Origin of the sequence: Enterobacter quasihormaechei, from assembly GCF_004331385.1 — a bacterium.
GTDB lineage: Bacteria > Pseudomonadota > Gammaproteobacteria > Enterobacterales > Enterobacteriaceae > Enterobacter > Enterobacter quasihormaechei.
In genome coordinates, this window is record NZ_SJON01000013.1 from 15,626 (window position 1) to 28,306 (window position 12,681).

Here is a 12,681-nt window from a genome sequence, read left to right on the forward strand (position 1 = left end):
AGCATCTCTGCAATACTTGTTTGCGGGGGATGTTTGTGATCCTGTTTTGTAGTGCGATTAATCCGTGTACAATAACGCGCTATTTCTAAATGCCTGAGGCAAAGTTGTGATCGAAAAATTGCGTAATATCGCCATCATCGCGCACGTCGACCATGGTAAAACTACCCTGGTTGATAAGCTGCTACAGCAGTCTGGTACGTTTGATGCTCGTGCCGAAACTCAAGAGCGTGTGATGGACTCCAACGATTTGGAGAAAGAGCGTGGGATTACCATCCTCGCCAAAAACACCGCTATCAAATGGAATGACTACCGTATCAACATCGTTGATACCCCAGGGCACGCCGACTTCGGTGGTGAAGTTGAGCGCGTGATGTCCATGGTGGATTCCGTGCTGCTGGTGGTTGACGCATTTGATGGCCCTATGCCGCAAACGCGCTTCGTGACCAAAAAAGCATTTGCCCACGGCCTGAAACCTATCGTTGTGATCAACAAGGTTGACCGTCCTGGCGCGCGTCCTGACTGGGTTGTTGACCAGGTATTCGACCTGTTCGTTAACCTCGACGCGACCGACGAGCAGCTGGACTTCCCTATCGTTTACGCCTCTGCGCTGAACGGTATCGCGGGTCTGGATCACGAAGACATGGCTGAAGACATGACTCCGCTGTACCAGACGATTGTTGACCGCGTTCCTGCGCCAAACGTTGACCTGGAAGGCACCCTGCAAATGCAGATCTCCCAGCTCGACTACAACAACTACGTTGGCGTAATCGGCATTGGTCGTATCAAGCGCGGTAAAGTGAAGCCTAACCAGCAGGTCACTATCATCGATAGCGAAGGCAAAACCCGTAACGGTAAAGTCGGTAAAGTCCTGACTCACCTGGGTCTTGAGCGTATCGAGAGCGACATCGCTGAAGCGGGCGACATCATCGCCATCACCGGTCTGGGTGAGCTAAACATCTCCGACACCATCTGCGATCCGCAGAACGTTGAAGCGCTGCCAGCCCTGTCCGTTGATGAACCAACCGTATCCATGTTCTTCAACGTCAACACCTCTCCGTTCTGTGGTAAAGAAGGTAAGTTCGTTACCTCTCGTCAGATCCTTGACCGCCTGAACAAAGAGCTGGTGCACAACGTTGCGCTGCGCGTTGAAGAAACTGAAGACGCTGATGCATTCCGCGTTTCCGGTCGTGGTGAGCTGCACCTGTCCGTTCTGATTGAAAACATGCGTCGTGAAGGTTTCGAGATGGCGGTTTCCCGTCCGAAAGTTATCTTCCGCGAAATCGATGGCCGTAAACAAGAGCCGTTCGAAAACGTAACGCTGGACGTTGAAGAGCAGCACCAGGGTTCTGTGATGCAGGCGCTGGGCGAGCGTAAAGGCGACCTGAAAAACATGAATCCAGATGGCAAAGGCCGCGTACGTCTCGACTACGTGATCCCAAGCCGTGGCCTGATCGGCTTCCGTTCTGAGTTCATGACCATGACCTCCGGTACGGGTCTGCTGTACTCCACCTTCAGCCACTACGACGACGTGCGTCCGGGTGAAGTGGGCCAGCGTAACAACGGCGTGCTGATCTCCAACGGTCAGGGTAAAGCGGTTGCGTTTGCGCTGTTCGGTTTGCAGGATCGCGGTAAGCTGTTCCTGGGTCACGGTGCTGAAGTTTACGAAGGCCAGATCATCGGTATTCACAGCCGTTCTAACGACCTGACGGTAAACTGCCTGACCGGTAAGAAACTGACCAACATGCGTGCGTCCGGTACTGACGAAGCAACGGTTCTGGTTCCACCGATCAAGATGACCCTGGAGCAGGCTCTGGAGTTCATCGATGATGACGAACTGGTAGAAGTGACTCCGCAGTCAATTCGTATCCGTAAACGTCACCTGACCGAGAACGATCGTAAACGTGCTATGCGCGGTGCGAAAGAAGAGTAATTCGGTTATGCCGTAGGCCGGGTAAGCGCAAGCGCCACCCGGCAACGAAAAAGCCGCTGAGCGATCAGCGGCTTTTTTATTAGAACGAATACCTTAACCCTAACCGAATCCGGTACTGCTCGCGGTTGTAATCATTCCATCGGTCCAGCCACTGAAGTTCGAGGTACGGCAGCCAGTTTCTGTCGATCTTATAGCTGAACTTGTTGGTTATTTCCCAGTGATGGTCTTTGCCATTTTTGCTGTGGTAATCATTTATCCGCTGGAAAAAGTGCGGCTCAAAGGTGTAGAAAAACGCATCCGTCACTTTGAAATTCCAGTAGTTGGCGAATTCGTGCGTGTCGTTCTTATCCATCTGCCCGTTATAGTCCGGCGTATCGTAATTGTTACGGTTATAGCGATAGCGGAACGTCAGATTAAACCCGTCCGTGAATTTATAGTTGGTATCTAAATACACCGCGCCACCCGAACCGGCGCTGCTGTCGTTGATCAACCCGCCGGGCTGAAAGGTGAGTTTATCCGTCGGTTTAAAGAGCGGATACCACCCCTCTATTTCGTTATAGCTGTGCTTGAGCTCATCCCATCTCCCCACGTTGTAGGCGTTGGTGAACATCAGCCCCGCGCCCATATCGAAGTTATAGCCGGCACGCAGGATCACTTCGTGCAGCTCAGAGGCCGTATTGTAGGCTTCACGGGTTTCAACATAGGCCCCGGCGAATACCGGGCAGGACACAGACGACACGATCAGTACAGTGATGATTCTTTTCATAATTTGTCCATGTATCAGGTACAGAAAGGCCTCCCTCCTGATGAACAGGAAGGAAATACGGGCCGAATTTATTGTTATAAAGTGACTGCTGACGCTTTATTGTTGGATGTTATCTCAGGGGAATTCGCTGACTGTTTTTTCCGTTTTCCAATCTCCTCGATGATAAAGGCGAAGCGCGCTTCGTTGAGTTTATAAAACAGCCCCATGGTCACGGCGGCGATGATTGCCAGACCGCACGGCCAGAGGAAAATAAGCTGACGCAAACCCAGCAGCGTGCCCGCGCTCTGCACGGCGTGGGGAACGTAGCCGATCTGGGTCAGCATGATGCCAGGCAGGAAGCCGGCGAGGGCGGCGGAGATTTTGCGTGAGAAGGTGTAGCCGGTATAAACCGATCCCTCGGCGCGGATGCCGGTTTTCCACTCGCCGTAATCAACGGTATCCGGCACCAGCGCCCAGTTCAGGCTGTTTACAAATGCGGTGCCGAAAAAGGCCATGCAGGAAAAGAGCACGAACAGCAGGGAGCTGGTTCCCCAGAAGAAGTTCAGCACGTCGCCCACCGCCCACAGCGCCAGCCCGCCCAGATAGACGGGCTTCTTGCCAAAGCGCTTCACCGCGCCGGGCACCAGAAACACGCCAATCAGAATGCAGCCCATGCTGAAAAAGCCCATCCACGACAGTAAATGCAGATCGTTTAGCACGTACTGGGTGTAATAGACCTGAATCGCCAGCTTGATGTTAAACGCGGCGAGGGTGCAGAGGTTGGCGATGCACAGCACCAGCAGCGGCGGATTGCGGAAAATCGCGCAGAACGATTTCAGAATGCCGGGCTTATGGTGATCGGGCGTGATCTCGACGTAGCGCTCTTTCACCCCGCTGTAGCACCACCACATGCAGAACAGGCCGCCGGTGACGAACACCAGCGCGGCCACCAGATAGCCGAGAGAAGGCTGGCTGACGAACAGCGCCTGAATGGGCATAAAGCCGACGGTGCAGAGCAACAGCCCCACCGTTGCACCGCCCTGACGCCACGCGGCAAGCTGCGCGCGCTCGTTCGGGTTTTTGGTGATAGCCGGCACCATCGCACCGTAGGCACAGTTCATCAGGCTGTAGCAGAGCCCAAACATCATGAACAGCACGGTGGCGATAGCCGTTTTGACCGTCAGGCTAAAGTCGTTGGCCATAAACTGCGCCGTCGCGACCAGCGCCACCGGCACGGAGGCATACAAAATGAATGGCCGGAATTTTCCCCGCGCGCCGATGTTTCGCCGGGAATCCAGCAGCACCCCGGTAAGCATGTCGGTAAAGGCGGTAAAAAACTTTGCCACCAGGAAAATAATGCCGCCGTAGAACGCGGGCATCCCCAGTTCATCGGTGTAAAACTTCAGCAGGTACAGCGTGCCAATACACAGCATCAGATTCGAGCCAAAATCGCCCATCCCGTAGGCGCACTTCTCTCGCAGGCTCAATTTCAGGGTTAACGGATCAGTATTGTGTGTCATGGTCGATCCTCAGAGCGCCCCGCAGGGCGCTCTATCACGTCATTTATGCCGTACGTTTGCGCAGTTCGATCTCTTCCACGATGCGCACATACATCTTCTCGTTGAGGTTGTAGAAGCAGCCCATCGCCACGATGGTGATGACCGCCAGCAGGCTCGGGTAGATAAATATCAGCTGCCGCAGCCCTTCAACCGTCCCGGCGGACTGCACCACGTTGGGCACATAGCCGATCTGCGTGAGCATGATCCCCGGGAAGAAGCCCGCCAGCGCCTGCGAGACCTTACGGAAGAAGGTAAAGCCGGTATAGACTGTCCCCTCGGAGCGTACGCCGGTGCGCCACTCGCCGTATTCCACGGTATCGGACACCAGCGCCCAGTTCAGGCTGTTCACGAACGCGGAGCCGAAGAACGCCAGGCAGGAGAACGCCACAAAGCTCACCGAGCCGCCGCCGAAGAAGTAGTTGAGCAGATCGCCCGCCACCCAAATCATCAGCCCGCTGATGTAGACCTTTTTCTTGCCGAAGCGCCGCACCGCGCCGGGCATCATAAAGACGCCGATAAAAATACAGCCCATGCTGAAGAAGCCCATGTACGACAGCAGGATCGGGTCGTTCAGCACGTACTGCGTGTAGTAGACTTGAATGGCGAGCTTAACGTTAAACGCGCCCAGCGTGCACAGGTTCGCGATGCACAGGATAAACAGCGGACGGTTCCCGGCAATGGCGCGAAACGACTGCAACAGCCCCGGCTTTTGCGCCGGGTTAGCAGGCTGCGTCTCGACGTAACGCTCGGTGACGCCCTTATAGCACCACCACATAAAGAACAGCCCGAACAGCGAGAAGAGGGTGGCGGCAAAGATGTAGCCAAGCTGGTCGTTACCCTCAATCAGGTTCATCACCGGGACAAAGCCCACCGTACAGAGCAACAGGCCGAGCGTGGCGCCGCCCTGACGCCAGGCCGCCAGCGAGGCGCGCTCGTCCGGGTTTTTGGTGATGGCGGGCACCATCGCGCCGTAAGAGCAGTTCATCATGCTGAAGAACAGGCCGTACAGCATGAACAGCACCGTCGCCATCACCGTTTTGCCGGTCATCTCAAATGGCGTACCGACGAAGTTGGCAATCGCCAGTAAGGTCACCGGGAAGGCGGCATACAGCACGAACGGGCGGAATTTCCCTTTCGGGCCAATTTTGCGCCGGGAGTCGAGCATGATCCCGGTGCCCATATCGGTGAAGGCGGTAAAAAACTTCGCAATCAGGAAGATGATCCCGCCGTAGGTGCCGGGCAGCCCCAGCACGTCGGTGTAAAACTTCAGCAAATAGAGCGTGCCGATATCCAGCAGGATGTTAGAGCCGAGATCGCCCATCCCGTAGGCGAGTTTTTCTTTAAACGGCAGGCGTAGGGTTGCCGGATCGGAAGTATGTTGACTCATTATTGTTCTCCGTCTGCCCGCAGGTTTCCCTGCGGGCGAGCCTTATCAGATATCACGTAAGGTGCTAAACAGATCTGCCCATTCGCTGTGCTGGCGATAGAAGACCGGCGGCTTGCCGATCGGGGCATCAACGGTCACGTCACCGCCCTGGCAGATTTCCCCCGTCCACGCATTGACCCAGCTGTCCTGCGGCAGATAGAGCGACCAGTCCCGGCGGCCCTCTTCATGAACCGGTGCCACAAGCAGATCGCGGCCAAACAGGTACTGGTATTTCAGCGTGTAGGCGCGCGCGTCGTCCTCGTAGTGCAGGAACAGCGGACGCATCACCGGCAGGCCGCTTTTCGCGTTCTGCGCAACCGCAGCTTTGATATACGGCTTCAGGGTGGTGAACACGGTGGTCATGCGCGCAAAGTGCGCGATGGTTTCCGCATCGCCGTCGAACTGCCAGTTGTCGCCAGGGCGGTTGCCCTCGTGGGTACGCATCATCGGCGTAAAGGCGCTGAAGTCGCACCAGCGCAGGAGCAGTTCCTTGCTGCGCTTCATCTCGAACAGGGTGGTATAGCCGCCAATGTCGCTGTGGTGCAGGCCGTGCCCGGTCATCGCCAGCGACAGAGCCGCAGGTACGACGGACGCCAGACCGTCGTCCAGGCTCCAGTCAACGTTCTGATCCCCCGCCCACATCATCACCGAGTGCTTCTGGCTGCCGGTGTAGCCCGCGCGCATGAAGAACAGGATCTCTCCGAGCTTGCCGGTCTCTTCCAGCGCCTCGTAGTTACACTTCGCCCACAGGGCAGGCCAGGCGTTATGCATGATTTCTGCGCTCACGCCGTTGTGCAGGAAGGTATCAGTCGGCAGATATTCCCCGAAATCGGCCATCCAGCCGCCGCAGCCCAGCTCGATAAGGTTCTTTTTAATGACCTCTTTGTACCAGCCGTAGGCTTCCGGGTTGGTCAGGTCGATAACGCCCGCGTAGAACTCGCCGAATTCAACGTGGTAATCCTCGCCGTCGGCGTTTTTGGTCAGATAGCCGCGTTTCGCCGCCTCTTCGCAGAGATCTTTATCGCTGGCGACGTACGGGTTGATATAGGAGAGGAACTGTACGCCCTCCTGCTTCCACTGCCCGATCCGCTCGTCAAGCTGCGGATAGAGCTCGCTGTTCCACTTCCAGTTCCACATCACGCGTTTGCCGAAGGAGGTCATGCGGATGCCGGACCAGTCCTGCGCCCAGATGCCGTTCACCTTCACGCCACCCTCGCGCATGGCGTCGAGCTTCTGCTGGCACACCTCGGTGCCGCCCTGAATGCCCAGCGTCACGCCGTCGTAAACCCAGTCCGGCAGCTCAGGCTGGCGCCCCAGCAGGCCGGTGAGTTTTTCCAGCAGATCGACGTAGGTTTGTGCACATTCGAAGCGCAGCGTGGCGTTATCTTCCCAGAACGCCAGCTCGTGGAAGTCCGGCGCGCTGAAGTCAAAGTTCATGTAGCAGCTGTTATCCACGTGGCAGTAGTACTTCTGGGTGCTCACGAAGGTAGGCTGCGGGAAGAAGGTCCAGTAGTAATCGCCGCCCGCGTTCTCTTTGCAGTCGGCCTGCCAGGTGACGTAGGTCTGCTTGTTGCGGCCCACGCCCTGCTCGCTGGTCCACAGCGGGAACGGCTTGCCGCGCAGATCGAAGTACGAGAACTGCTCGCCGCAGCCGTAGATATGATCTTCCGGCTGCGCCGCCAGCCGCAGCCAGATGCGGTTATGGCTGGCGGCATCATTTTTCAGCTTCAGCTCCAGACGGCCTTCCGCATCCACGCCCACCAGCAGCGTGGCGCTCACCGCATCGCCGCGGGTAAAGCGGATGGCCCAGCCCGCGCTTTGCTGCGTGACGGTCGCGTCCGTCAGGGCAATCTTTTCGTTGAGCTTGTCTTTAATGCTGAAATTGCCGCGAAACATCTCGATATCGGCCTCGCCTGCTCCGATCCACAGGCAAGGCGCTTCTTCGGAGTGGGACAAAATCAGGCGATCCTGCCAGCGCAGGGTGAAGCCACGTTCGTTATTTTTCAGGTCAATATTGTGTAGGGTACGCATAAAAACTCCGTCTTTATTATTTGGCCTGGCTATCCAGCAATCCGGCGGCGACGGCAGGCGCTAAGCCCGGCGCCAGCGGCAGGCGGGGGATCACCAGGCAGTGCAGCAGATGGTAAATATCCTGCTTACCGTCCCAGACCTTGGTGGTCACTTCGTTATTGGTGTCCAGCTCCTGCCACCAGGAACCGTTTTCGTAATCCATCAGGTACGTGATGCAGTAATCCCACCACTTCTGATACCAGGCTTCGTACTGCGCTTCGCCGGTCACGGTATAGAGGGCATAGGCCGTGCCCATCGCCTCGACGATGGGCCAGCGCACGCGTTCGCGAACGATAGGCTTGCCGTCCCAGCCCACGGAGTAGACAAACCCGTCGGCGCCGTCGGGTGCCCAGGCGTCGCGGATGGTGGCGTGGAACAGGCCTTTCGCATCTTCCAGCAGCCACTCCGGCGGGGTTTCAAAGCGCGCTTCCAGCGCGGCGCGCAGGTGCAGCATCAGGCGGCCCCACTCAATCCAGTGTCCCGGCGTGCCGCCGTAAGCGCGGAAGCGGTGAGCAGGGTTATCGATGTTGTAATCGCGGATCGGGTTCCAGTTGGTGTCGAAATGCTCGTTAACGCGATACTCGCCCTTGCGCGCCACGTCGTGAATAATCACCGAGGCGATGCGCAGGGCGCGGTCGAGCCACTTACGGTCGTGAGTTACGTCATAGACAATCAGGAAGGCTTCCACGGCGTGCATGTTGGCGTTACCGCCGCGGTAATCTTCCGTTTTGCTGAAGGCTTCATCCCAGGACTCAAGGCACATTTGCTCCTGTTCGCTCCAGAAGTAGCGCTCAATCACCTCGATGGCATCGTCCAGCAGCTTGCGTGCCTGCGGGTGACCGGTGGTGACGGCGCTCGCCGCGCCCAGCAGGACGAAGAAGTGCTGATAGCCCTGCTTGGAGGCATCCATTACGCCTTCATCGTTTACGCAGGCGTACCAGCCGCCGTGCTGTTTGTCGCGCAGCGGGCCGTTGAGGGCATTAATGCCGTGCTCAACCAGGGCATACGCGCCGGGACGGCCCATGTTCGCCGCTACCGCGTACACGTGCAGCATACGGGCGGTGATCCACAGATGCGTGCCCATATCGCTGCGAACCTGCCCGTTATTGCCCAGCCAGCCAAAGCCGGTCGGTACGGCGGCGTTTTTGCCGAAATCAAGAATGCGGTCGGTCTCTTGTTCGAGCCAGCGGTTGTGGCTCAGGGTGTTAAACCATTTCATGTTCGGGTCCTTTCTTAACGGCGAGCCATCATTTCGTCGACAATCTCACCCAGACGCTGAAGTTTTGGTACGGAAATGTCACGCAGCATCAGCTCGGTATCCGGTAGGCCAATCACCGAGGACCAGACGGCGCGACCGGCTAAAAAGCCCGATGCCCCTGCCTGCATCGCCACGCTCACGGCGCGCGGGAACAGCTTATCGTCCACGCCGGACGAGAGGATCACCCACGGCATGGCGATGTTCTCGTTCAGCTTCTGCGAGGCCGCCAGCAGTTCCTGCTGCGTGCCCTTGCCAAACAGCGGCATCTCCACCTTGTAGAGGTCGGCACCGCTGTCGCCCAGCTCTTTCGCCGCATCAATAATCGCCTGTTCGCGGTTAAATTCGGCTCCGCGACGCGGCGGACGTACCACCGGCTCGATAATGCTCAGCAGCCCGTTGTCGTGGCACAGTGTATTGAACGCTTTCACCATCTCCAGGCGCTGCTGCGGATCTTCATCGCTGCGCCACAGCACCAGCAGCTTCAGCGCCTTGCCGCCATCGCGTTTGACCGCCTGGGCGTCGATGCTTTTGTCGATCACCACGCTGTCGACCGGAATACCGTTCCCCGGAATGAACTCGTCGGCGGCCACAATCATCGCGCAGCTGTTGGCTACGGCCTGCTGCTCGACAATCTGGCGATAGCAGAACTGCTGGTCGACGAGGATCGCAGAGGCGTACGGCGACAGAATTTTCGCCGCGTTGACCTTAAAATCCGTCAGGTGCTGGTCGGTTACCGGCACCGGCGCGCCTGCGGCGGCAAACATCAGGCGCATCGCTTCGCGCTGATCCACGGCCAGCATTGCAAAACCGCCGGAAGGTCGGGTGATATCTTTCAGGGTGTACATCGTCATTCCTCAGTCCTTTCGTATCAGTGTGATTTTTTCAGCCCGGCAGATGCGCGAACCTGTTCAAGAATGGCCGTCCAGTCTTCGCGCCCGCGCCCGGCGGCGCGAGCCTGGTTGTAAACTTCGCGGGACGCCGCGCCCAGCGGCATCGGAACGTGGAGCTGGTTAGCCACGTCCAGGGCGATCCCCAGATCTTTATGCGCAAGGTCGATCATGAAGGCGGGTGAAAGATCCCCTTTCAGTACCTTGTTCGGCCATGATGTGGTGAAGTGGCCTTTACCCGCCGGCGTGCCGCTCATCACCTTCAGCGCCACGTCAAAGGAGAGGCCAAGCGCTTCACACAGTACCGCCGCCTCGGCGGAAAGCGCGTTCAGGGCGATGCTCATGTAGTTATTGATGAGCTTCACGCGGATGCCCATGCCCGGCCCGCCGGCGTTAATCAGCTCATTGCCCATCGCCATTAAGACGGGGGTGGCGCGTTCCACCTGCTGCGCGGTGCCGCCCGCCAGCAGGAGCAGCGTGCCGGCGATGGCATGGTCAGACGTGCGTCCCACGGGCACGTCCATCAGGCTGAAGCCCCGCTCAGCCATGTCGCGGATCAGCGCGTCGGTTTGCAGCGGGTGGATGGTGGACATATCAATCACCAGCGCGTCGCGGGATAACCCTTCGCACACGCCGTGCTCGCCGAACAGTACGCTGCGCACCAGGTCGCCGTTTGGCAGCATGGTAATGACGAATTCGGCGTCCGTTGCGGCCTGAGCGGGCGTAGCCGCCGCCCGTGCACCGCTCTCCACCAGCGCCTGAACCGCCTGCGGGTTCACGTCAAAGACGTTAAGCTGGTGACCTTGCTTCAACAGATTCTTCGCCATTGGCGCGCCCATCTGCCCTAAACCGATAAATGCGATTGCTGACATGCCTCTCTCCTGTCACATCGTGTCAATTTCTGCGCGTTTGTGTTGTCTGTTTTTGATCGTATTTGTAATTTATAGTCAAAAAATTGACACGGGTCACTTTTTAAACATTTGGTGAAATTAAAATGAAGGCATCAGAAATCGCAGAAGGAATCACCATGACTCGCATCGTTTGTGTCGGCATTACCGTGCTGGATCGCATCTGGTATCTCGATGATTTACCGAAAGAAGGTGGGAAATATGTCGCAAAAGACTACACGGAAGTGGGCGGCGGCCCGGCGGCCACGGCGGCGGTGGCAGCGGCAAAGCTGGGTGCTGAAGTGGATTTTATTGGCCGGGTGGGGGACGACGATACCGGCAGACGGCTGCTCGCGGAGCTGGAATCCCTAGGGGTGAACACCCGTTACACGCGCGTGTTTAACGGTGCCCGATCGTCACAATCGGCGGTGTTGGTGGATGGCAGCGGGGAGCGCGTTATAGCGAATTACCCCAGCCCCGATCTCCCTGCCGAGGCAGACTGGCTGCATGAAATCGACTTCTCCCAGTGGGATATTGTATTAGCAGACGTGCGCTGGCATGACGGGGCAAAACAGGCATTTACCCTGGCCCGTCAGCAGGGCGTACCGACGGTACTTGATGCGGATGTTACCCCGCAGGATATCGCGGAGCTGATCGCCTTAAGCGACCACGCGGCCTTCTCCGCGCCGGGGCTGCGCCGCCTTACGCAGCGGGACGAAACGGAAAATGCCCTGAGAAAAGCACAAACGCTCACAAATGGACATGTGTATGTCACGCAGGGGCGAGAGGGCTGCTTCTGGCTGGAAAATGACACGCTATGTCATCAGCCTGGCTTTGAGGTGAACGTCATTGATACCACCGGGGCGGGCGACGTTTTCCACGGTGCGCTGGCGTTCAGCCTGGGACAGCAATCCACCGCCGCAGACGCCGTGCGTTTTGCCAGCGCCGTCGCAGCGCTGAAATGCACAAAGCCCGGCGGGCGCGCAGGTATACCCGACTGTGATCAAACCCGCTCTTTTTTGTCACTTTTTGTATAAAATGCGGGGCGTGATGGTTTTCAGAGGACAGCCCATGAGCCTTACCGAACTGACCGGCAACCCGCGTCACGATCAGCTGCTGACGCTGATTGCCGATCGTGGCTATATGAACATTGATGAACTGGCGCAGCTGCTGGACGTGTCGACGCAAACGGTGCGCCGGGATATCCGTAAGCTCAGCGAGCAGGGGCTGATTACGCGTCATCATGGCGGCGCGGGCAGGGCGTCCAGCGTGGTAAATACGGCGTTCGAGCAGCGCGAAGTCTCGCTGACCGAAGAGAAGCGGGCGATTGCCGAGGCGATTGCGGACTATATTCCCGATGGCTCCACCATCTTCATCACCATCGGCACGACCGTGGAGCACGTTGCCCGGGCGCTGCTTAACCATAATCATTTGCGCATCATCACCAACAGCCTGCGGGTGGCGCATATTCTGTATAAGAACCCGCGCTTTGAAGTGATGGTGCCGGGCGGCACGCTGCGCCCGCACAACGGCGGCATTATCGGCCCGGCGGCGACGGCGTTTGTGTCGGGCTTTCGGGCGGACTATCTCGTGACCAGCGTCGGGGCAATTGAACACGACGGCGCGATGATGGAGTTTGACGTCAACGAAGCCAGCGTGGTGAAAACCATGATTGCCCACTCCCGCCACATTTTACTGGCGGCCGATCATACGAAATACCACGCCTCCGCGGCGGTTGAAATTGGCAACGTGGCGCAGGCGACGGCGCTGTTCACCGATGAGCTGCCCGGCTCGGCGCTGCAAAACCACCTCAAATCCAGCAAGGTTGAGGTTGTCGAAGTCAATTCCGGAGAAGAGCAGCAGGCTGGCTGACCTTCTGATGGCCCGATATGTCGATTCGGGCCTTTCCTTTCTCTAAG

10 protein-coding genes are annotated in these 12,681 nt (G+C 57.8%); 3 read left to right on the forward strand and 7 right to left on the reverse strand.

Features of this window, described 5'->3' with window-relative positions; all coding sequences use genetic code 11:
- Window positions 1–106 precede the first annotated feature (106 nt).
- Window positions 107–1,930 carry a ribosome-dependent GTPase TypA gene (gene typA, locus E0L16_RS15990; protein WP_006808726.1) on the forward strand — a complete coding sequence of 608 codons (1,824 nt, stop codon included), beginning with the start codon at window positions 107–109 and terminating at the stop codon, window positions 1,928–1,930.
- A 79-nt stretch (window positions 1,931–2,009) separates the two neighbouring features.
- Here the strand turns inward: typA and ompL are convergent, their stop codons facing one another.
- From ompL to yihU, 7 genes are all read right to left on the reverse strand, one after another.
- Window positions 2,010–2,696 carry a porin OmpL gene (gene ompL / locus E0L16_RS15995; RefSeq protein ID WP_063865415.1) on the reverse strand — a complete coding sequence of 229 codons (687 nt, stop codon included), beginning with the start codon at window positions 2,694–2,696 and terminating at the stop codon, window positions 2,010–2,012.
- Window positions 2,697–2,770: 74 nt separating this feature from the next.
- Window positions 2,771–4,195, reverse strand: a complete 1,425-nt coding sequence (locus tag E0L16_RS16000) for an MFS transporter (protein ID WP_131637366.1) — start codon at window positions 4,193–4,195, stop codon at window positions 2,771–2,773.
- 43 nt (window positions 4,196–4,238) lie between these two features.
- On the reverse strand, window positions 4,239–5,621 hold the full coding sequence (locus E0L16_RS16005; RefSeq protein WP_049138041.1) for an MFS transporter: 1,383 nt from the start codon (window positions 5,619–5,621) through the stop codon (window positions 4,239–4,241).
- Window positions 5,622–5,666: 45 nt separating this feature from the next.
- Window positions 5,667–7,691 carry an alpha-glucosidase gene (locus E0L16_RS16010; RefSeq protein WP_112792722.1) on the reverse strand — a complete coding sequence of 675 codons (2,025 nt, stop codon included), beginning with the start codon at window positions 7,689–7,691 and terminating at the stop codon, window positions 5,667–5,669.
- Between the two features lie 16 nt (window positions 7,692–7,707).
- A complete protein-coding gene (gene yihS / locus E0L16_RS16015) occupies window positions 7,708–8,949 on the reverse strand; it encodes a sulfoquinovose isomerase (protein ID WP_131637368.1) in 1,242 nt (413 codons plus the stop codon).
- A gap of 14 nt (window positions 8,950–8,963) precedes the next feature.
- Window positions 8,964–9,839 carry a sulfofructosephosphate aldolase gene (gene yihT, locus E0L16_RS16020; protein WP_045260226.1) on the reverse strand — a complete coding sequence of 292 codons (876 nt, stop codon included), beginning with the start codon at window positions 9,837–9,839 and terminating at the stop codon, window positions 8,964–8,966.
- A 17-nt stretch (window positions 9,840–9,856) separates the two neighbouring features.
- Window positions 9,857–10,747: a sulfolactaldehyde 3-reductase gene (gene yihU / locus E0L16_RS16025; protein WP_041911769.1), complete on the reverse strand. Its 891-nt coding sequence runs from the start codon at window positions 10,745–10,747 to the stop codon at window positions 9,857–9,859.
- Between the two features lie 155 nt (window positions 10,748–10,902).
- Between yihU and E0L16_RS16030 the strand changes: the two genes are divergently transcribed.
- Complete coding sequence (locus E0L16_RS16030; protein ID WP_131637370.1) at window positions 10,903–11,799, forward strand: sugar kinase; 897 nt, start codon at window positions 10,903–10,905, stop codon at window positions 11,797–11,799.
- Between the two features lie 34 nt (window positions 11,800–11,833).
- Window positions 11,834–12,634: a DeoR/GlpR family DNA-binding transcription regulator gene (locus E0L16_RS16035; protein WP_063865422.1), complete on the forward strand. Its 801-nt coding sequence runs from the start codon at window positions 11,834–11,836 to the stop codon at window positions 12,632–12,634.
- Window positions 12,635–12,681 lie beyond the last annotated feature (47 nt).